The organism is Amycolatopsis speibonae (assembly GCF_042647925.1).
GTDB lineage: Bacteria > Actinomycetota > Actinomycetes > Mycobacteriales > Pseudonocardiaceae > Amycolatopsis > Amycolatopsis speibonae.
Genome location: NZ_JBHRWK010000062.1, coordinates 1 through 20,139, shown reverse-complemented (window position 1 = coordinate 20,139; position 20,139 = coordinate 1). Strand labels below are relative to the sequence as shown.

Genomic DNA, 20,139 nt, shown 5'->3' with positions numbered 1-20,139 from the left:
AGGCACGGTTCTCTCACACGATCATGGGACTTAGACACTCACATGATCAACCAGAGACCGTGCCTGCCCTCATGCAGACCCAAACCGACTTTGCCGGGACCCTGGAACCACCACAACCGACCGGCTGAGTCCCGATGGCGCCCACCTGGCCTTGGCATCGCTCGGACGGAACCTCGAAATCTACAATGTCGCGACCCACGCCCGAATCGCCGAGCTGACCACCCCGATCGGAAGCCCCGCCTTCGGTCTCGCCTTCAATCGGGACGGGCGGCTGCTCGCCGCCGGCTACCCGCCAACGCCCGAGCAGCCCAACACACCCCACACGCTCGTCTGGGACATCGCGGCCCGTCGCGTCGCCGCGGACCTCCCTGTCCAAGCCCGCGCAATCGCGTTCAACCCCCACCGGCCCGAACTCGCCGTTGACGACGGACAACACCTCACGGTCTGGGACGTCGTCACCGGGAAGAGCAAGGCGGAGCTTCCGCGTCGTCCGGTCCAGACCATGGCGCTTGCATACAGCCCTGACGGTGGTCTGCTGGCCGCCGCGGGAACCGACGGAAAAGTCGTGCTCTGGGATTCCCTGGACAATCGTCATCTCGCTGACTTGCTCGGGCACACCGGCTCCGTCGATACGCTCGCCTTCAGCCCGGACGGTCGTTTCCTGGCCACCGGCGGCACTGACAAGAAAGTGGTCCTCTGGGACGTCCCGCACCGCGAAGCCTGGGCCAACCTGACCGGGACCGGCGGTAACACGACCGCACTCGGCTGGAACAGCACGGGAACAGTCCTGGCCACCACGGGCCTCGACGGCTTCGTCACCCTTTGGCCAGTCGACATACCGTCCGCGGCCCGGGTGCTGTGCACAATGCTCGACACCGACTTCCCCAGCACACCGCGTCCCGAATCCTGTCCTGGGCCGTAGCGTCCGCTCAGTCCCCGGTGTGTGCGGGTGCACCGCCTGCTCCGGAACCAGTCCGAACATCGCGCTCCTGGGGCGAGATGTCGAACTGCCGGGACCGTATTGTCTGGCCCCGGAGCGCCACGGAGCCTGAGCACGTTGGTGCGGAAGTTCCTGGCGACGCAGCACGAGGTCTTGAAACAGCTCAGCTCCGACAAAGCCGGCGTCGAGTACGACGATAGGCAGGTGCATGTATTGGAAAGGGATTCGCTACGGAGCAGCACCGCGAATTCCTGGCGATCGAACCCGATGTTTCGGTATCCGAATGTGCTCTGGTGATGGACATCCCGGACAGCGTCTGGCGGGACGGATCGCAACCGGCACGCCAGCTACTGCCGATAGCTTGTGCGTACCCACCCGCGCAGCTGGCCGTCGATGAAATCGGCAACATGCTCAGGCTCGTCGAAAGGATCCTTCTCCCAATGAGAAGCACCCTCGCCGTCCTGCACACGAACACCCACGCAGTAGCAGCCGGCAGTGTCCGCTCGATCCAGCGTCGTGCCTCATCCTCGGTGGCGGCGTCATATTCGGCGGCGCAATCGACGATGTCGTCATCGCCGATGCCCACCATGATCGCGGCACCGAATACGTGCTGCCCCTTGAACGTCGTCGTGTTTCCCATCCGATCCCCCTAACCCGATACACGGCATTCAGCATGCACCCGATCCGGGAGACCTGCCAGCCATCGCGATAGCCGCTATGCTGCGAGCAGAGGGCTTTGTCGTTCCTCGGCCTGCCCAGGCTTCCGGCCTGGGCAGGCATATTAAATTTTGAGTCGAAATAAGACTTGCGGTCAATCCGCTTGCCCAGCCCTGTCCGCTGCCTCCGTCAGGCAGCGGGCAGGGCGTTTCGGTTGTTTCGGCGGGGGATGATCGAGGCTGCGGCTTCGGCGGTTTCGCGGGCGAGTTCGGGCAGGACGTGGGTGTAGGTGTCGGCGGTGATGGCGATGCTGGAGTGGCCGAGGAGTTCCTGGACCTGTTTGAGGTCGGCTCCGGCGGCGATCATGAGGGTGGCGGCGCCGTGGCGGAGGTCGTGCAGCCGGACGGGCGGGAGTCCTGCGGCTTCGGCGATGGCCTGGAAGGCGTCGCTGAGGTGGGAGGGTTGCAGCGGGCTGCCGTCGGGTTCGGTGCAGACGAGGCCGTTCTCGATCCACGCGTCGCCTGCTGCCGCACGCAGGTTCGCCTGGTGGTCCTTCTGCTTGGTGAGGACGTCGGTGGTGGCGGCGTCGAGGGCGATGACGCGGCCGCTGGCTTCGCTTTTGGGTTCGCCCATCTCGGCCTGCCAGCCGATCTGGACCAGGGCCGCGGAGATCGTGATGCTGTGGCGGGCGAGGTCGACGTCCCACCAGGGCAGGCCGCAGGCTTCGCCGCGCCGGAGTCCTCGGTAGGCGATGAGGTGCAGCAGCACGTAGTAGGGGTGTTCGAGGGCGTGGTCGAGGAACTTTCCGGTCTGTTCGGGGGTCCACACCATGACCCGGGAGGGTTTCTGCCCGGTGCGCTGCCACCGTTCGACACGCTCGGGCGTCCACAGCAGCGCTTTCGGTCGCCGCCCGGAGGGGAGTTCGACGTAGGAGGCGGGGTTGAAGGTGATCGGTATCCGGGGGTCGCGGATGGCGGCGTTGAGCGCGGCGCGCAGGGTGGCGCGGTAGCGCTGCATGCTGGCGTCGCTCAAGGTCCGCAGGCCGTGCACGCTTTTACGGATGTCGGGATCGTCGCTGGCTTTCGCGGCGCGAATGGCGTCGTTGCGCTCGGCCATCGCGTCGAACATGCGCGAGATGTGCACGACGGTGAGTTCGTCGATCCGGTAGTGGCCCAGGTGCGGGATGAGCCAGAGCCGCAGGTGGCTGCTGTAGGAGAGCTGGGTGGTACCGCGGAGTTTCTTCTTTCGCCTGGCGTACCACGTGGTCAGCCACTCGGCGACGGTCGGGATCTCCCCGGCGTCGGCGGACCCGGCGTCCAATCGTGCGCCGAGGGTACGCGATGACGGGAGGGGCTCGTTGGTTTTGAGGTGTTTGTCGATGACGTCGCCTACCGCGGCGATCGCGGCGGCGCCGTAGGGTTCGGCGGTCTCGACCAGGGAGGCCATCTTGTCCAGTTCGGCTTGCGCGTCGGTCTGGGACTCGTACCCACCGCGCCTGCGGGTGCGGCGGGTGCCGTCGGTTCGGGCGGGTAGTTCGGCTTGGTAGTACCAGGAGCCGTGGTCGGAGCTCCAGGCTCCGTTGCGGCGTTTGAGTTTCGGGCATGCCGACCCGAGTGGCTTGCCGGTGCCGGGGTGTTTGCAGGTGCAGCGTTTGTAGGTGCTGCCGGAGAAGTTCTGTGCCATCGGATTCGTTCCTGCCGGGATCAGGGGCGTGTGTTGTCGGTCAGCGCCCATCGACGCTCCGGTGGGGACAGAGAGGAAGCGTCAGCCACGAGGCTCTTCGCCCAGCTCGAGGAATTCCTCCAGCCGGGCGACCACGACCCGGTAGTTCCGGCCGACCCGTTTGACCGGGACCGGGAACGTCCCTTCGCGGGCGAGCCGGTAGGCCGTGGTCCGGCCGATGCCGAGCACGCGGGCGGCGGTCATCAGGTCGGTCGTGACGCCGAGACTCCACAACTGTTGACGCACTGCCAGCACATAGCTCGGGGGCGAGGTCGTCATGACGTGCTCCCGTCATCGCGGGTGGCGCGCACGCTCGTCGCGGGATTCTGGGCGGCCCAGAACAGGGCGGGTGTGACCAGGGCACGGTGCGTGGGCTGCGCGGAGAGCACCCACAGTTCGGCGGGCCGGAGGTCGCCGTTCTCGTCTCGGGTACCGGTCGCGTGGTAGCCGGTGTACTGGACGGTGGTCAGGATCGCGGCGACCGCAGCAGGTGACCACGCGGTGTCGGTTCCGGGCGGCGGGTAGCGGTCGTGGTCGACGTCGAGCCGTGCGGCGATGTCCTCGATGGACAGTCCGGTGACCGCACGCCAGTAGAAGATGTCTTGCACCACCATGGAACGACGCGGTTCCGGTGTCCACCGGCTCCGGGTCCCGGCGACGGTCATCGTGGTGTAGCCATAGGGCGGTCGGACCGGGGCCGTGGTCGTCTCGATCGACCGTTCGGGATTCCGCACGAGGGCTGCGCGCGTGGTCCGGTGGGCGAAGACGGCACGGATCCAGCGGCGCGCAGGGCGGGATGGGCTGTTTTGGGGCATGGCAGGGAACCCTTTCGGGATAGGCGCGGGTGGAGCGTGGCGCTCCGGGGCGGGATCGGCGTCCTCATGCCCCGGAGCGCCACGGGTTTCAGGTGTGCGGACGGGTACTGGTGCGCCGACCGCGCGTCGAAGTCTTCGCGGTGCTGGCCGACGGACAGTGCAGGTGGGTCAGGTCCTCCAGTAGGAGGCGTAAGGCGTGGGCTGCTTGCTGCGGCATGACGCCGTTGCCCAGCGCGCGCAGTTGCGCGGTGCGTGGCAGGTCGAGATGGTCGGCGGTGACCCAGCCCGATGGCAGGCCCATGAGCCATTCGACGAACGGCGGCGCGAGCACGGGACGTCCGTGTCGCCCGGGCTGCGTCGGGTACGGCGCAGCCCGGCCGGTGATGAGTTCCCACCGGTGGACGGCGGCGGCGTATTCACCCCACTCGACTCGCCTTGGTGCGCGTGCGCGGCGAACGGTTGTCACGGTCACTCACCTTCTTCCGCACACGGGTTTTCGATGTGGGCGCAGTGACGGCGATGACGACCGAGGGCAGCATCAGGTCGCCTTTCGAGCCGCGCTGCGCCGGGCACCCTTTGGTGCCGTCGGTCGCCCGCGGGGTCGGCAGAAGTCGTTGTGTGTCCACAAGAGATCGCCCTCCTTGTTGCTACGCCCTCGGGAATTCGCGATGCCGCGCAACACGTGCCGCTCGTCGGTGTCTTCGCGTCCGAGGCCACTGGGCTCGGCAGCAGCACGCACCCGGCCGGGGTCGGACGGTCTGGCCTCAGCACGGTCTGCGGACGACGGCGTCCACCGCGTCGTTGAGGTTCACCTGATGCCCGCCCGCACGACGGCGTGCCGGATCGACCGGGCCGCGTGGCTCGCCGTCGCGCGCCTGCGGAGTCGGCATCATCCGGGCACTCTCCCGGCCGGGCGACGGCACACAGGAACACCCGCTCCCGGCGGTGGGCGGCGCCGATGTCGGCGGCTCGTACGCAACGCCAGACCGCGTCATACCCCGCTTCGGCCAGCCCCGCGAGTACACGGTCGAGCCCGCCGTTCTTCCAGCGGAGGGCGGCGACGTTCTCCACGACGACGAGCCGCGGTCGAAGAACGCGAACGGCGTCCAGGATGCTGCTCCACAGTCCACTGCGAGCGCCTTTCTCGATGCCCGCGCGCCGACCGGCCGCGGAGATGTCCTGACAGGGAAAGCCCGCCGTGAGCACCTCGACCGGTGCGACCGTGGCGAAGTCGACGGCACGGAGGTCGCCCAGATTCGGCACGCCGGGCAACCGTTCGGCGAGGACGGCGGCTGCGTGCGGATCGATGTCGGAGTACCACGCGATCCGGCCGCCGAGGACGGCCGCGACACCGAGGTCGAGACCCGCCATGCCGGTGCACAGCGACCCGATCACCGGACCGTCGCTCGCGACGAACCGCAAATGCTCAGACATCACGCGCCTGCTTCAGCGGACGGCGCAGCACGATGACGTCCTCATGCGCGATCAGATGCAGCGGCAAACCCTGGGCGCGCTGTTTGCGGATGAAGTCACGCTGGAAGAAACTGCCGCGCGCGACCAGATCACGGTCGGCGACCCGCGCCAGCAGCGCGACACATCGCTCGACCGGCACCAGTCCCGCCGCGCGACCGCAGGCGACGATCTGCGACGGTAAGTCGATCAGTTCCATGTGCTCACGCCACGGGCGCGCGGTGATCGCGACGTGCCCGCCGGGGCGCAGCACGGCAGCGCATCCGGACAGGATCCGGGTGAACCCGGCCAGCAACCGGTGGTGGCCGACGTTGGCCAGATTCCCGCGATCCAGCGCGGAGCCGTAGCGGTGATGGAACTTGTGCACCTTCCCGTCGTCGGAGTCCGTGGTCGCGGTGACCACCTGACCGTGTGTCGACGGTCCGTACGGCGGCGACGTGACCACGAGCGCGACCTGTCCCCGGTACTTCTCCGGCAGCAGGAACGGCAGCTGCCGCGCATCTCCGCGCACGACCTCCGCGTCGCGGTCGTGCCCGCGTTTCCGCGCCAGGTCGAGATTCGCCCGGGCGACGGTGACCCAGTGGGGCTCGTACTCGACGCCGACCGCGCGGCGCCCGGCGTCGAGCGCCTCCACCAGCGTGGTGCCGGATCCGGCCATCGGGTCGAACACCAGCTCCCCCGGGCGGGTATAGGCGCGGATGGCGTGCGCCGCGACGGCCGGGAGCATCTTGGCCGGGTGCGCGGTCGACTCGGGCACGTAACGGCCCTTGCGCTGCGCGGCCGGCGAGGTCTGCGCGGTCGCCCACACCGACAGCGGTACGTCTTCCGCGCCGATCGCCGTCACCGTCCCGGCCGGACCGTTCCCCACCGGACCCGCGCTGGGTTTCCGAGGAGTGTCGAGGGCGTCGATGACGGCCCGGGAGATCGGCACTGTCGAGTCGTCAGCACCGCTGGCGGATGAGGTCGAGGGCTGGGTCCGGGACATGAGCAGGGTGCCTTTCGCAGGGGAAGGAAGAGCGGATCGCGGGGCCGGCGGACGCGGCACCAAGGGGGTCATCGGCCCTCCCCGGCGGTGTCGGCGGGCTGGGCGAACACCAGGACGTCGCCGTGTGCGCGCAGGTGCGGCGCGGGCAGTCCGCGCACCGCCGCGCGCTGCCGGGCCCGGTCGTACTCGGCGGTCTCCGACGCGCTCGGGACGGCGTGCGGGCACCCCTGCCGGACCGGGGCGTGCAGGGTGACGATGTGCTGCAGGTAGAGCAGATCGGCGTGCTGGCAGGCGACCACGATCGCACCGGTCGGGTCGACCAGCTCCCCCTGATTCCAGTCACTGTGCGTGTACACCGCGAAGATGCCGCCTTGCCGTAACCGGTTCGCCGCCAGCAGCGCGAGCCGGTCCAGCGGCACCGTCCCGCCGGCGCAAGCAGGTACCGCGACGAGGACCAGATCCGCCCGCGCGCCGACGTCCGTTCCGGGTGTCTCAGTACTGGTGGGTGACGTGCTGGCGCGAGCCGTGGGCTGGTCGGCGACGAGGTCGGCCCAGAACGGCCGCGCGGCGGAGCCGGACACCGGAGCACCGGTGTCGACGGTGAGTGTGTCGACGGTGCGATCGAGTGCGCGGACCGCGTCCCGGGCAGCGATCAACTCCTCCTCGGGGACCGTCGGGGCGGTGTCGATGTCGACCAGAACGACGTGCGCGCCGGGGGCGGTGAACGCCGCCGTGATGGACTCGACGATCGGCACCGGCCAGCGCGTGGAGGCGTCGATCGACTCGCCTCCGCACGTCCACACCGTCGCCGGAGTCGGCGCTGTCGACACGACCGACGCATGTCGGCGCGGCCCTTCGGGACGCGAGGTCGCGCGGGTCTGCCGACCGGCCGCCGCGGCGCGGGCGCCGGGATAAGGGGCACGGTCGCCGCCGCGGCGAGCGCGGGATGGGCGGGCCGGGTCCGGCCGGTTTCCGGGACGGCCATCCGGTGATTGCTGGGCCATGAGAGTCCTCCTGCGAGCGAGAACAGCCGGGGCGACGCCCGGCCTGGTTCGTTCTGTCACAAAGCAATACCGAAAAAAGCCCGCTTCGGAGACACGTGCCCATCGATAAAGTTCGAGAAAGACTTCTTTCGGGCCAATATCGGAGCGGCCGATAACCACGAAAACACCGTTTCCCCTAATTGTCGGAAGAAAAGCATGGAAACCATGCCTGACTGATTCGTTTCCCCGTGATCTTCGAGCCCCTCGCAGCAGTTGAGGAACTACTGCAACCTGATCAAATCGCAGTTCAAAGGCGATATCCTGAATCACTGAGGCGCTTTTGCCGCGACTTTGAGGCGCCCGCGAAGCGCTTTTGAGGCGATTGTGAGGCGCTTCGCGTGGCTTCCTTTGTTGACGCATTCTTCGACCGTCTTCACAGGGAGCCGTCATGGATTCTTCCGCACCCGACGACGAGGCCCGCGACAATCGTCGTTTCACCACATACACAGACGTGTTCGCGATGGCGCGGTCCACTTTCGGCTGGCTGGTGACCGGGCCGGATCCGGTCAGCGTCGACGGCCGCGAGATCCCCGGACTACCGCCCCGACCGGTACCGCTGGACGAGCTCGGCGCGCTGCTGCGCGCGGACGGCTGCGCTCAGGCGACACGGGACGCGGCGTGGACGTATCTGATCACTCGCGCCCGCGCCGAACGCGGAACCTGGACGGTGGCGTGTGTCGGGATGGCGTTGCCCGCACTGCTGCGGGCCGCGACATCCGTGACCCGCCACTTCACCGGCGATCGCCACGACATCAACGCCGCGGTCCTGACCGCGTTCGTGCAGGAGCTGGACGAGGTCGATCTGGCCCGGCCGGCGATCCTCGCGCGCTTGTACTACGTGGCGTTCCGGGCGGGGCTGCTGGCGCTGGACGACGCCGTCGGAAAGCCGATTCCGGCGGGCGATCTGGTGTTCAACGCCCTGCGGCCGCCTCCGCCGGAGGGCCATCCGGAGCTGGTGCTCGAGGCTGCCGTACACGCCGGTGCGATCACCGCCGAGCAGGCGGCCCTGATCTCCGAAACCCGCCTCGGCGACACGACCCTGGCCGACGCGGCACGCAGCCGCGGCCTTCGCTACCGGACGGTGCAGAAGGGCCGTGCCCGGGCCGAAGCGCGCCTCGTCACCTACCTGCGCGACGAGCGCCGTGACACGTCCGCCGCTCACGGTTCGGCGAACTCACGCTCCGTGACCGGTGGGGCCAGGCCGGGCACCCGCGTCACGTCGAGCGGAAGCCACGTCCGCGGGGAGGTCGGCTCATGCGACTGACACCGCACCGCTACCGCCGGGTCCTCGTGTTCCTCGGGTGGCTGACCGCCGCCGGGCTGCTGCTGTCGTCCTCGTCCGCGCGTGCGGACACGGTGCACTACGTCGCACTCGCGGCGACCGTCGATCAGGTCCTCACCAACATCCGTAACTGGATCATGGGGATCCTGGCCGGGGTCGCGGTCGTGTTCATCACCATCGGCGGCTTGCGCTACCTGATGGCCTCGGGTGATCCCGGCGAGATCGAGAAAGCGAAGGGCGCGTTCAAGGCCGCCGGCATCGGTTTCGGACTCGCTGCGCTCGCCCCGATCGTGGTCGAGATCCTCAAGGGCATCGTGGGCGGGGTGTGAACCATGACCATCCCGAGCACACGACGCATGCACGGCCCGCCGACCACCCCGGCAACACGGCGCGGTGCCCGCGTGGTCCTGGTGCTGATGCTGGTGGCTCTCGTCGGGATCACGCTGACCGCGGCGGCTTCTCCTGAACCCGCGCAACAACCGGTGCTGCCGCTGCCGCCCAATCCCAGCTGTGCACCGGGTTCGACCGAGCCCGCCTGCGTGCTGCCGGGCACCTCGTCCCCCGCGCCTCCGACGGGCCCGCCGAGTACGCCGCTGGTGCCCGGTCCGTCGGCGCCGCCGGTGTCGTGTTTCCCCGGAGCGGTGATGCCCGAGTGCGGCAACCTGCCCACCCAGCCGCCGACGAGCCGGCCGTGCGAGGGCCCGAACTGTATCCCGCAGCCGTCACCCCGTGATCCCGCCAACGAGGAGAGCGAGTGCGGGTTCACCGACCCGGTCGCGTGTGTCACCGAGGCCATCGACACCTTCTTTCGTGGCCTGGTGATCGGTGCGCTGAACCCGCTGCTCGAGCTGCTGGGCAAGACGGTTCTATCCACACCGCACCCTGATCTGCTGCCAGGCATCGGCCAGGCGTGGACCGATTCCTGGCATCTGCTGCTCACCTTCTACGGCAGCATCGTCATGATCGCGGGCCTGCTCCTGATGGGCTACGAGACCCTGCAGACCCGGTACACGATCAAGGAGATCGCGCCTCGTGTCGCGGTCGGGTTCCTCGCGGGGACGCTGTCCCTGTTCCTCGCGACCCAGGGCATCGAGGTCTCCAACGCGGTGAGTTCATCGCTGTTGGAAGGCGCGCTCGACCCGAACGCCGCCAGCAAGGCGATGACCGACATGATCCTCGGCTCGCTCAACGGTGGGCAGGGGTGGCTGCTGTTCATCGGGCTCGCGCTCGCGGTGATGCTCGTCGTGCTCCTGCTGACGTTCATCGTGCGGGTCCTCGCAACGATGCTGCTGATCGCGGCCGCACCGTTCTTGCTGATGTGGCACGCCCTCCCGCACACCGAAGGCGTCGCGCACACGTGGTGGAAGGCCTACGGGCTGCTGCTGGTCATCCCCGTCGGGCAGGCCTTGGCGCTGAGCGTGTCGTTGCGGGTGTTCTTCACCCCGGGCGGGTTCACCGTGTTCGGGCCGACGCTGAACGGGCTGACCAACCTGCTGTTCTGTGTCGCGCTGATGTGGATTTTGGTGAAGATCCCGTTCTGGTGCCTGCAACCCCTGCGCGGCAGCGGCGGCCGGTCGCTGCTCGGGTCACTGGTGCGCGGCGCGATCGCCTACAAGACCATGGGCCTGCTCGGCGGCCCCACCTCGCTCTTCGGCGGCAAGAGCCGCAAGCCCGGCCGGGAACCTCGTGATCGGGTTCCCGCGGATCCCCCGTCCACACGCTCGGGCCAGTACCTGCTGCCGTTGCGGGTGCGGCGCGTGGCGAAGCCGTTCCGCACACCGCGCCGAGGCTTCGACGAAAATCCCCGGCCCAGCCTGCCCGCCGACCGCACCCCGGGACCCGGCCAGACGTCGCTGTTCACCGTGCGCCGCACCGGCGACGCCGTGACCGCCAGCCCGAATCCGCGAGCGATGCCGCTCAAGGATCTGCCCAACGCGCTCCCGTCCGACCAGCTCGGGTTACCGATCACCGTGCGCCACAACCCCTCCCGGGTGCCACGCCGCACCCTGGCCGACGATCTCGCCGCCGGCTACCCCGCGCCACCACCGGTAGCGCAGCCCGGGCTATTGCTCCCGGACGGACAGGTCAACCGCCAGGCCCGGCCACCTGTGCAACTGCGCGGCGCCCTGATCGCGCCGAGCACCGGGATGCTGCCGATCCACCTGCCACCGCAGGCCCCGCAACGGCCGCGGCGCACACTCGCCGACGACCTGGCCGATCCCGCCCGCACCAACCGGGCACCACAGGCCGGGCCCGCGCTGATCTCCACGTCCGGAGAGATCACCAAGACCGCCCGCGCGCACCGCCGCCCCGTCCGGGACGCCTACACCGGCAACCGGGCACTCACCTCCGGCCAGTACCCGCTCCCCCTCGGAGTCCGCCGCCGGCCCAAGCCGACACCGCCCCCTGCCACCCCGCCGCCGAAGCGGCGCGCCGGTACGCAACTGCGCCTTCCCCTGGACCTGCCCGCCCGGCGGGCCCCGAAGAAGAAATGAGGACCGCGCCATGTCTTCTCCCGTGCGTGTGCCCGCGGACGTCGACCGCCCGGACCGGGTGCTCGGCCCCTTGACCGCCCGGCAGCTCGCGATCCTCGGCGTTGCCGGACTCGGGCTGTACGGCCTGTACTCGACGACGCGGGCGTTCGTGCCGCTGCCGGTGTTCCTCCTCGTCGCCGTCCCGATCGGGATCACCGTCACCGTGCTGGCCCTCGGACAGCGCGACGGGCTGCCCTTGGACAAGCTCGCCCTCGCCGCGATCCGCCAGCACCTGTCACCACGGCACCGGGTCGCCGCTCCCGACGGCGTCCGCGCGGCGCCCGCGTGGCTGGCCCCGCAGAGCGCCGGCGAGCCGGTGTCCCCGGCGCCGCTGGAACTGCCCGCCCGCGGTGTCGCCGACACTGGCGCGCAGGCGGGGGTCGTCGACCTCGGCGCCGACGGGCTCGCCGTCATCGCGGTCTGCAGCACCGTCAACTTCTCGCTGCGCACCCCCGGCGAGCAGGAAGCGCTCGTCGCGAGCTTCGCCCGCTACCTGCACTCTCTGACCGCTCCGGTCCAGATCCTCATCCGCGCCGAACGCCTCGACCTCGCCCCGCAGATCGCCGAACTGCGGGACCGCGCCGGTGGGCTCCCGCACCCCGCCCTGGAGGCCGCCGCCCGCGACCACGCGGACTACCTCGCCGAGCTCACCGCCCAGGCGGACCTGCTCCGCCGCCAAGTGCTGCTAGTCCTGCGCGAACCGTTACGCACCGGCCCTGCCCCCACAGCGTCCAGCGTGCTGCCGTGGCGACGCCACGGCGACGAACGGCCGACGGATGACGGGCTACGGCAGGCGGCCGAGCAACGTTTGGTGCGGCGCCTCGGCGAGGCCATCGACCTGCTCACCCCCGCCGGGATCGTGGCCACTCCGCTCGACGCCGCCGCCGCGACCGGAGTTCTCGCGGCGGCCTGCAATCCCGACACCTTCCTCCCGCCCTCGGCGGAGCTGGCCGGAGCCGACGAGGTCGTCACCTCCACCACCACCTTCACCGACCTCTACGGCTCCCCCGAGCCGTCGCGGTCCGGTCGCTCGCAGGCGTCGGGCCCGTGGCTGTCCGAGGACGACGACTGGGACTACGACGAGATCGAAAGCAGGTAACCGCATGGCACGCACCAAAGCCCACGGTTCGGCGGGAGCGTTCACCCCGGACGCGCTGTCGGTCTCCGCCCGGCACCTCGAGGTCGGCAACGAATTCGTCGCCAGTTTCGGCGTCACCGGCTACCCGCAAGAGGTCTACCCCGGGTGGCTCGCCCCCTTGCTGACCTACCCGGCACGCTTGGATGTCTCGGTTCACGTCCAGCCGGTCGACCCGGCCACGGCCGCCAACGGCCTGCGCAAGCAACGCGCCAAACTCGAATCCAGCAGGCGGCACAACGCGCGGCATGACCGGCTCGACGACCCGGGCCTCGACGCCGCCGCGGAGGATGCCGCCGACCTCTCGCGCAGCATCGCCCGCGGCGACGGGAAACTCTTCAAATTCGGGCTGTACCTCACCGTGCACGCCCCGGACGAAACCACGCTCGCCGAGGAGGTCTCGGCGCTGCGGTCGCTGTGCGCGTCCCTGTTGCTGGACGCGAAACCCGCCACCTACCGTGCCTTGCAGGGCTGGGTGAGCACCCTTCCGCTCGGGCTCGATCCGCTCGGACTGACGAGGACGTTCGACACCGCCGCGGTCAGCGCGGCGTATCCGTTCACCTCACCGGATCTGCCCCCGGCCGACCCGACCAGCTCCGCCCCGTCCGGCGTTCTCTACGGCTACAACGTCGGCAGCTCGGGGCTGGTGCATTGGGACCGGTTCGCCTGCGACAACTACAACTCCGTCGTTCTCGGCCGCAGCGGAGCGGGCAAGTCCTACTTCGTCAAACTCGAAATCCTGCGCAGCCTCTACCGTCGGCTCGGCGACACCGAGAACGGATACGCCGCGCACGGGATACAGGCGTTCGTCATCGACCCCGAGGACGAGTACGCCCGTCTGGCCTCCCATGTCGGCGGCACCTACGTTCACCTCGGCGCGGGCGGGGTCCGGCTGAACCCGTTCGACCTGCCCGTTCACGTCGGCGCGAACGGGCGCCGCACCGCACCGCAGGACGCGGTGAAACGGCGCAGTCTGTTCCTTCACACCGTCCTGGCCGTGCTCTTCGGCACGGATATCACCGCCGCCGAGCGAGCCGTGCTCGACCCCGCGATCACCGCCACCTATCACCGGGCCGGTATCACCGACGACACTCGTACCTGGACCCGCCCGGCGCCGTTGCTGCGGGACCTGCGCGACGTCCTCGCCGACTCGGGCGACCGAGGCGACACGCTGGCCGCTGACCTCGCCGCCCGGCTGCACCCGTTCGTCGACGGCAGCTTCGCCGGTCTCTTCGACGGGCCTACCACCACGACTCCGGACGGGCACCTCGTCGTGTTCTCCCTGCGCGACCTGCCCGACGAGCTCCGCGCGATCGGCACCGTGCTCGTGCTCGACACCGTCTGGCGGACCGTCTCCAATCCGGCCCACCGCCGGCCTCGGCTGGTAGCGGTCGATGAAGCAGGACTTCTCATGAAGCTCCCTGCCGCCGCGCTGTTCCTGCTGCGCCTGGCCAAAGCCGCCCGCAAACACTGGTGCGGGCTGATCACCGCCACCCAGGACGCCGCTGACCTGCTCGGCAGCGATCTGGGCAAGGCCATCGTGAGCAACGCGGCCACCCAGGTGCTGCAGCGCGCGGCGCCGCAAGCCATCGACGAGATCGCCGGGGCCTTCAGCCTCTCCGCCGGGGAAAGGCGGTTCCTGTTGTCGGCCGACCGCGGCCAGGGCTTGTTGTCGTCGGGCACGCAGCGGGTGGCGTTCCAGTCGCTGGCCTCGCCCACGGAGAACTTCCTCGTCAGCACAGACCCTGCCGAACTGGCCCGGTTCGCTGAACAGGACCCCGATGCCACCGACAGCGGCCTCGCCGAAGCCTACATCGATCTCGGCCCCTCTGACGGGTTCGACGACGTGGGCCAGGCCGATGCCGGCCCCGCGTAGTTCCGGCCGTACCGCGCCCGACTTTCCCTTGTCTCACACGAGTTTCCCGGACAGGAGTTCCGTCATGCCCATGCACACCGCGGCATCCCCGCAGGCACAGTCCTGGGTGAGTGACTATCTGCGCGACCCCGGCGGAACCACCGGTCAACTGCTCGCCGCCGCAGGCGACTGGGCCCTGGCTTGGGGACCGGTCGTCATCCCACTCCTGATCCTCGTCGTGGCGGCCGTCGCCGGGGCGCGGCGCTGGTGGCGCATGCGCTGCCACAGCGCCCTGTTGACCGACGCTCGCCGGATCACAGTGCTCGCCCCGCCCTCCGTCGATCCCGCCGGCGGGGCCGCGGTCTGGTCCAACCTCGTCGGCCTCTTACGTCCGGCGTGGCGGCGGCTCTGGACCGGGCAACCGCATCTGGCGATGGAGTACGTGTTCGGCGAACACGGGGTCACCGTGCAGTTCTGGGTCCCCGGCGTCGTCCCGCCGTCGCTGGTGGAACGCGCGATCGAGGCCGCCTGGCCCGGCTCCCACACCCGCACCACACCCGCCACCTCACCCTTTCCGACCGTGGCGGCCGGGCGCCGTCGGATCACCGTCGGCGGACAGCTGCGCCTCGCCCGCTCCGAGGCCCTCCCGATCCGCGCCAGCTTTGAGGCAGACCCGATCCGCGGCCTGCTCGGGGCGCCGGTCGGGCTCGGCCGGGACGAGCGGGCCTGCGTGCAGATCCTCGCCCGCCCGGTCACCGGCCGCCGCGTCGCCCAAGCCCGCCGCGCTGCCCGTCGAGTGCACCACGGCTCCTCCGGGCGTCTCGGGGGCCGGACCCTCGACGCCATCACACCAGGGGCCAGCGCCAGCCGCGCTCGCCGGACCCCGGACTCGCGGCGCATCAGCCAGGACCCGCAGCTGTCACTCGAATATTCGGCACAGAACAAGGCGATCGTCGGGAAACAGAGAGGCTCCCAGTACGAGACAGTGATCCGGTACGCCGTGGCCACCGACCTTTCAGCCGAGGCCGACGGCGATCTGGTGCGCCAGGTCCGCGACACCGCACGCGGGCGGGCACACGCGCTGGCCGCCGCGTTCGCCGCCTACACCGACCACAACCACTACACCCGCACCCGCCTCCACCAGCCCTCCCGCGCGCTCGCCGAGCGGCGCCTCGGCCGCGGTGACCTGCTCTCGGTCCCGGAACTCGCGGCGCTCGCGCACCTGCCCACCGACGCCGAGATCCCCGGCGTCGAACGCGCCGGAGCCAAAGCCGTCGCCCCGCCCCCCGGCATCCCCACCCCGGGCCCGGGGGTGATGCCGCTGGGTCAGTCCGACACCGGCCACGCCCGCCCGGTCGGCCTGCGGCTCGCCGACGCCCGCTACCACCTGCACCTGGTCGGGCCGACCGGCTCCGGCAAATCCACCCTGCTCGGCCAAATCATCCTCGACGACATCGACAACCAACGCGGCGTCGTCCTCATCGACCCGAAAGGCGACCTGGTCACCGACGTCCTCAATCGTCTCCCCCGTAGCGCGGCCGAGCGGGTCGTGCTGTTCGACGCCGACTCACGACACCGCCCACCCATCCTCAACCCACTGGAAGGCGGGGAAACCGACCGCGAGGTCGACAACCTCGTCTCCGTCTTCCGCCGCGTGTACTCGGCGTTCTGGGGACCGCGCACCGACGACCTCATGCGCGCCGCCTGCCTCACCCTGCGCGCCCAAGAAGCCGTGCCAACCCTCGCCGACCTCCCGAAACTCCTGACCAGCGAAGCATTCCGCTCCCGCATCACCACCGGCCTCACCGACCCCGTGCTGCGCGGATTCTGGGAGTGGTACGACGAACTCACCGACTCCAGCCGGTCCCAGGTGATCTCACCGCTGATGAACAAACTCCGCGCGTTCTTGCTGCGCCCCTTCGTGAAAGAAGCCATCGCCGGAGGACGCTCCACAGTGGACATGTCCCACGTGCTCGACGAGGGCGGGATCTGCCTCGTGCGCATCCCCAAAGGCTCCCTCGGGGAAGAGACCACACGGCTGGTCGGCTCGCTGGTCGTGGCCCGCACCTGGCAGGCCACCACCGCCCGCGCCCGCGTCCCGCAACGCCTGCGCCCCGACGCGCACACCGTCATCGACGAGGCCCATAACTTCCTCAATCTCCCCTATCCCCTGGAAGACATGCTCGCCGAGTCCCGCGCGTTCCGGAACGGATTCATCCTGGCCCACCAGCACCTCGGCCAACTGTCGCGAGAACTCAAGGAGGGCCTCTCCACCAACGCGCGCAACAAAATCATCTACTCCGCCTCACCCGAAGACGCCCGCGAACTCGCCCGCCACACCACACCCCGACTGTCGGAACACGACCTGTCCCACCTCGGCGTCTACCACGCCGCGGCACGCCTGGTCGTGCACGGCGAGGAAACCGAACCCTTCACCATGACCACCGCACCGCTGCCCGCCCCGATCCCCGGGCGGGCCCGCGAAGTCCGAGCCACGCTCCGCGCTCAGCGCCGCGTGCACAACAACGCCAGTAGCACGGCACCCCGCCCCGGAAACCCAGCGGCCACCACCGCGACGCAGGCCGGACACCGCGTTCCACCGCCCCGAACCGACCCACGCCGTACCCGGCCCTAGACACGCGCCTTCCTTTGCACCAAAAGAAAACAACCACACTCCCCAGCTCTCGGCCGAGGGCCTGCGCCGATCTACCCACAGCACTTGTCCACAGCCTGTTGACAACCACAGGAGCGCCCGTTGATCACGACCACCACCCGTCAGAAGACCCTGCGAGGTCATCTGCCCGGCCGTCACACCGCCCGCGTCGCCAGTTCGGTCGAGCACCAGGCCATGCTCGCCTCCCGCCTCACCACCCGCGACAAATGGCTCCTGGCGCTGCTCCATGAACACCGGGTCCTGACCAGCTTCCAGATCCAGGACGCCGCGTTCCCCTCCGACCGCTCCACCCGCCAGCGGCTGCTCGATCTCCACCACTGGCGGGCGGTGTCGCGGTTCCAGCCGTTCCAGCAACTCGGTTCCGCCCCCATGCACTACGTCCTCGGCCCTGCCGGGGCCGCCGTGCTCGCCGCCGAGCACGGCCTTGAGGTCAAGGAACTCGGCTACCGCCACGACCGCGCCATGGGCATCGCCCACAACCAGCGCCTCGCCCACACCGTCGGCGTGAACGACTTCTTCACCTCTCTCATCGCCCGCACCCACCACAGCCAGGCAAGCGAGGCGCTGACGGCGTGGTGGTCGGAATCCCGCTGCGCACGCCACTTCGGCGACCTCGTCATCCCCGACGGCTACGGCCGCTGGCGCGGCAGCCGTCGGGAGGTGGAGTGGTTCCTCGAGTTCGACACCGGCACCGAATCCCTGACCAAGGTCGGCCGGAAACTCGCCGGATACGCGCGACTCGCAGAGTCCACCGGCATCGCCACCCCGGTACTGGTGTGGCTGCCCACCACCCGCCGCGAAGCCGGAGCCCGCATCGCCCTGGCCCGCGTCCACGCCGGACTCGACGACCCGAATTCGGTACCCGTGGCCACCGCAGCGGCCGACCTGCTCGCCCCGGCCGCGCCACATCCGAGCCCGGCCGAGGCGATCTGGCTGCCGCTGACCTCAGCTCGTCCCGGCCGCGCCAGCCCCCGCTACAACCTCGCCGACCTCGCCGACGCCTGGCCCGGCCTGCCACCGCCAACCGGCGCCGAGGACAGCGAAGACGAAGCCGGTGACGCCGCAGGGGCCTCGCCGTACCGGCTGCCACCACCAAGTCCGATCCCGCCGAACGCCACTCCGAACCGAGTCGCTCGCGGCAGCCGCTAGCTCTCCGGCGTCCGCATCCGCCGCATGGGCCCTCTGACCGTCCGGGGATCCATCACCGCCAGAAGGAGCGCTCAGCCATGGGAAGCAACCTCGGGGCCGGGATCGCCACCATGGTCCTCGCCATTCCGCTGCTCATCGGCGCCGGTGTCGCCGGCATCGGCAGCGCCCTGTTCGGCAGCAGTGGTGCGGCGAGTTCGCTGATCTGCACGCCCGACGGGACACCGACCGGCGCGGTGCCCGGCCTGACCGCCGAACAGGTGACCAACGCCGCCACCATCGTCGCCGTCGGCAAACAGATGGGCGTGCCCGAACCGGGCTGGGTGGTCGCGATCGCCGCCGCACTACAGGAATCCAAGCTCCGCAACCTGCACTACGGCGACCGCGACTCCCTCGGACTCTTCCAGCAACGCCCCTCGATGGGCTGGGGCACAGCGCAGCAGATCACCACACCCACCTACGCCGCGACCAAGTTCTTCGAACGCCTAACCGCCACACCGAGCTGGCAGACCATGAGCGTCAACGACGCCGCACAAAACGTGCAGGGCTCCGGCTTCCCTCACGCTTATGCCCAGCACGAGGACAGGGCACGCGCGATCGTCGCGACTGTCGGTTCCGGGAATTCGCAGGCAATTCCGGGAAATTATGCGCAATTCGTGAGCACTTGCCCGCAGATCGGGGCCGGAGACTGCAACAACATTCAGGCGGCCGGTTCGGCGGCGATGGTGGCGATCAACTACGCGTGCGGGCAGCGTGGGCTGCCGTACGTGTGGGGTGGCAACGGAGCCGGCGATGGCGGATTCGACTGCTCCGGCCTCACCAAGGCCGCTTATGCCGCAGCCGGAATCACCTTGCCTCGCACCGCACAAACCCAGTACGAGGCCACCGCCCGACTCATCGAACGGCAGCTACTGCCCGGAGACCTGGTCTTCTACGGCACACCCGGCAACATCCACCACGTCGGCCTCTACGTCGGCGGTGGACAAATGATCGACGCGGCCACGTTTGACGTCCCCGTCGGCTACCGCCCGATCCGCCATCCCGGAGACGACTTCGCCGGAGGCGGCCGCATCACCACATGACCTTCAATGAAGGGCATACACCTGCTCCTACTCGACCACCTGTTGCGCAACGGTCAGGTCCTCGGAGATGCAGCATTGCACGAGTAGTTACACTCAGCGAGTGAATGATGAGCTGCTGACAGAGGAGGATCTCTTCAGAGATCTCATCGAAGGGGTCCAGGCGTTTCATGCCTGGTTTTCCAGGTTCCCAGAACCCAAGCCCAGAAGCGAGTTGGATCCCAAGCGATCCAGCACGCATGGGGTTGCACTCGCCTCGCCGGTTTACGGCGCCTTCTACATGGCTGCCGATCATCTCAACGCCTTTCGGCTGCTCAACCAGGGTGTACGCAACTCGGAGCGCCCGCATGCCGCCGGGTTCACCTTGCTGCGCTCGGCTAACGAGAACCTTTGGCGCATCATCTGGTTGCTGGCACCCAACGATCACGACCAGCGCATGCGCAACCTCGCGCGAGTCTGTGAGGACGAGGCTGATCAGCAGCGCAAGCGGTTAACGACCCGGCGCAACTACATTGCCGAGCGCCGGTACCCCTTCCTGGTAGGAGTGGACCAGGATAGCGAGATGCGCGACGAGCGGCTGCGTGAGGTAGACGCCGCCGTGCAGCAGTACAAGGACTACTGCGACCGCATCAAGGACGAGCTACGAATCCCCACTGGCAAGCTTCCGCCCAACCTCACGATCCGTGAAATCATCAGTGCGGTGGACCGTTCCCGATTCGGTGGACTCGGGGTGAGGGTCGCCCGGTCCTTCGGGAGACACGAGTATGGGTTCGACACGCCGCCGATTTACTGAGGAGTACAA

Annotated in this window: 18 protein-coding genes; 11 read left to right on the top strand and 7 right to left on the bottom strand. The window is 69.3% G+C overall.

All coding sequences use genetic code 11. The features are described 5' to 3' along the window. Nucleotides 1-151: 151 nt before the first annotated feature. A complete protein-coding gene (locus ACFOSH_RS33380) occupies nt 152-922 on the top strand; it encodes a WD40 repeat domain-containing protein (protein WP_378243791.1) in 771 nt (256 codons plus the stop codon). An 864-nt stretch (nt 923-1,786) separates the two neighbouring features. Here ACFOSH_RS33380 and ACFOSH_RS33375 read toward each other — a convergent pair. The 7 genes from ACFOSH_RS33375 to ACFOSH_RS33345 all read right to left on the bottom strand — a co-directional run bounded on the left by ACFOSH_RS33375 (nt 1,787) and on the right by ACFOSH_RS33345 (nt 7,419). Next, complete coding sequence (locus ACFOSH_RS33375) at nt 1,787-3,280, bottom strand: tyrosine-type recombinase/integrase (protein ID WP_378243789.1); 1,494 nt, start codon at nt 3,278-3,280, stop codon at nt 1,787-1,789. Nucleotides 3,281-3,361: 81 nt separating this feature from the next. Continuing rightward, nucleotides 3,362-3,598: a helix-turn-helix transcriptional regulator gene (locus tag ACFOSH_RS33370; RefSeq protein ID WP_378243787.1), complete on the bottom strand. Its 237-nt coding sequence runs from the start codon at nt 3,596-3,598 to the stop codon at nt 3,362-3,364. Next, a complete protein-coding gene (locus tag ACFOSH_RS33365; protein ID WP_378243785.1) occupies nt 3,595-4,053 on the bottom strand; it encodes a recombinase family protein in 459 nt (152 codons plus the stop codon). The genes ACFOSH_RS33370 and ACFOSH_RS33365 overlap by 4 nt, the downstream gene beginning before the upstream one ends. A gap of 169 nt (nt 4,054-4,222) precedes the next feature. Beyond that, on the bottom strand, nt 4,223-4,600 hold the full coding sequence (locus tag ACFOSH_RS33360; protein ID WP_378243783.1) for a hypothetical protein: 378 nt from the start codon (nt 4,598-4,600) through the stop codon (nt 4,223-4,225). Nucleotides 4,601-4,602: 2 nt separating this feature from the next. After that, nucleotides 4,603-5,568, bottom strand: a complete 966-nt coding sequence (locus ACFOSH_RS33355; protein ID WP_378243781.1) for a DNA cytosine methyltransferase — start codon at nt 5,566-5,568, stop codon at nt 4,603-4,605. Next, on the bottom strand, nt 5,561-6,589 hold the full coding sequence (locus ACFOSH_RS33350) for a DNA methyltransferase (RefSeq protein WP_378243779.1): 1,029 nt from the start codon (nt 6,587-6,589) through the stop codon (nt 5,561-5,563). The genes ACFOSH_RS33355 and ACFOSH_RS33350 overlap by 8 nt, the downstream gene beginning before the upstream one ends. A gap of 68 nt (nt 6,590-6,657) precedes the next feature. Continuing rightward, on the bottom strand, nt 6,658-7,419 hold the full coding sequence (locus ACFOSH_RS33345) for a hypothetical protein (protein ID WP_378243777.1): 762 nt from the start codon (nt 7,417-7,419) through the stop codon (nt 6,658-6,660). A gap of 9 nt (nt 7,420-7,428) precedes the next feature. On the opposite strand from ACFOSH_RS33345, the gene ACFOSH_RS33340 reads away from it, so the two are divergent. The 10 genes from ACFOSH_RS33340 (at nt 7,429) to ACFOSH_RS33295 (ending at nt 20,130) form a co-directional block, all read left to right on the top strand. Then, complete coding sequence (locus ACFOSH_RS33340; protein ID WP_378243775.1) at nt 7,429-7,581, top strand: hypothetical protein; 153 nt, start codon at nt 7,429-7,431, stop codon at nt 7,579-7,581. Between the two features lie 439 nt (nt 7,582-8,020). Continuing rightward, a complete protein-coding gene (locus ACFOSH_RS33335) occupies nt 8,021-8,896 on the top strand; it encodes a sigma-70 family RNA polymerase sigma factor (protein ID WP_378243773.1) in 876 nt (291 codons plus the stop codon). Continuing rightward, complete coding sequence (locus ACFOSH_RS33330; protein WP_378243771.1) at nt 8,887-9,243, top strand: pilin; 357 nt, start codon at nt 8,887-8,889, stop codon at nt 9,241-9,243. The genes ACFOSH_RS33335 and ACFOSH_RS33330 overlap by 10 nt, the downstream gene beginning before the upstream one ends. Before the next feature lie 3 nt (nt 9,244-9,246). After that, a complete protein-coding gene (locus ACFOSH_RS33325) occupies nt 9,247-11,409 on the top strand; it encodes a hypothetical protein (protein ID WP_378243769.1) in 2,163 nt (720 codons plus the stop codon). Nucleotides 11,410-11,419: 10 nt separating this feature from the next. Continuing rightward, nucleotides 11,420-12,547 (top strand): PrgI family protein, encoded by a 1,128-nt coding sequence (locus ACFOSH_RS33320; protein WP_378243767.1) that lies wholly within the window; start codon nt 11,420-11,422, stop codon nt 12,545-12,547. 4 nt (nt 12,548-12,551) lie between these two features. Then, entirely contained in the window at nt 12,552-14,459 is a 1,908-nt protein-coding gene (locus ACFOSH_RS33315; RefSeq protein WP_378243765.1) for a VirB4 family type IV secretion system protein, read from the top strand. Between the two features lie 64 nt (nt 14,460-14,523). Beyond that, nucleotides 14,524-17,073, top strand: coding sequence for a type IV secretory system conjugative DNA transfer family protein (locus ACFOSH_RS33310; protein WP_378243763.1), 2,550 nt, complete (start codon nt 14,524-14,526; stop codon nt 17,071-17,073). Nucleotides 17,074-17,193: 120 nt separating this feature from the next. After that, a complete protein-coding gene (locus ACFOSH_RS33305; RefSeq protein WP_378243761.1) occupies nt 17,194-18,261 on the top strand; it encodes a replication-relaxation family protein in 1,068 nt (355 codons plus the stop codon). A gap of 77 nt (nt 18,262-18,338) precedes the next feature. Continuing rightward, nucleotides 18,339-19,340, top strand: coding sequence for a C40 family peptidase (locus ACFOSH_RS33300; protein WP_378243759.1), 1,002 nt, complete (start codon nt 18,339-18,341; stop codon nt 19,338-19,340). Between the two features lie 100 nt (nt 19,341-19,440). After that, nucleotides 19,441-20,130: a hypothetical protein gene (locus tag ACFOSH_RS33295; RefSeq protein WP_378243757.1), complete on the top strand. Its 690-nt coding sequence runs from the start codon at nt 19,441-19,443 to the stop codon at nt 20,128-20,130. Nucleotides 20,131-20,139: the final 9 nt, after the last annotated feature.

Coding starts and splice junctions, on each gene's coding strand:
- ACFOSH_RS33375 (WP_378243789.1), bottom strand. CDS start 3,280: ATGGCACAGAACTTCTCCGGCAGCACCTACAAACGCTGCACCTGCAAA.
- ACFOSH_RS33370 (WP_378243787.1), bottom strand. CDS start 3,598: ATGACGACCTCGCCCCCGAGCTATGTGCTGGCAGTGCGTCAACAGTTG.
- ACFOSH_RS33355 (WP_378243781.1), bottom strand. CDS start 5,568: ATGTCTGAGCATTTGCGGTTCGTCGCGAGCGACGGTCCGGTGATCGGG.
- ACFOSH_RS33350 (WP_378243779.1), bottom strand. CDS start 6,589: ATGTCCCGGACCCAGCCCTCGACCTCATCCGCCAGCGGTGCTGACGAC.
- ACFOSH_RS33340 (WP_378243775.1), top strand. CDS start 7,429: ATGTCGGCGCGGCCCTTCGGGACGCGAGGTCGCGCGGGTCTGCCGACC.
- ACFOSH_RS33335 (WP_378243773.1), top strand. CDS start 8,021: ATGGATTCTTCCGCACCCGACGACGAGGCCCGCGACAATCGTCGTTTC.
- ACFOSH_RS33330 (WP_378243771.1), top strand. CDS start 8,887: ATGCGACTGACACCGCACCGCTACCGCCGGGTCCTCGTGTTCCTCGGG.
- ACFOSH_RS33325 (WP_378243769.1), top strand. CDS start 9,247: ATGACCATCCCGAGCACACGACGCATGCACGGCCCGCCGACCACCCCG.
- ACFOSH_RS33320 (WP_378243767.1), top strand. CDS start 11,420: ATGTCTTCTCCCGTGCGTGTGCCCGCGGACGTCGACCGCCCGGACCGG.
- ACFOSH_RS33315 (WP_378243765.1), top strand. CDS start 12,552: ATGGCACGCACCAAAGCCCACGGTTCGGCGGGAGCGTTCACCCCGGAC.
- ACFOSH_RS33310 (WP_378243763.1), top strand. CDS start 14,524: ATGCCCATGCACACCGCGGCATCCCCGCAGGCACAGTCCTGGGTGAGT.
- ACFOSH_RS33300 (WP_378243759.1), top strand. CDS start 18,339: ATGGGAAGCAACCTCGGGGCCGGGATCGCCACCATGGTCCTCGCCATT.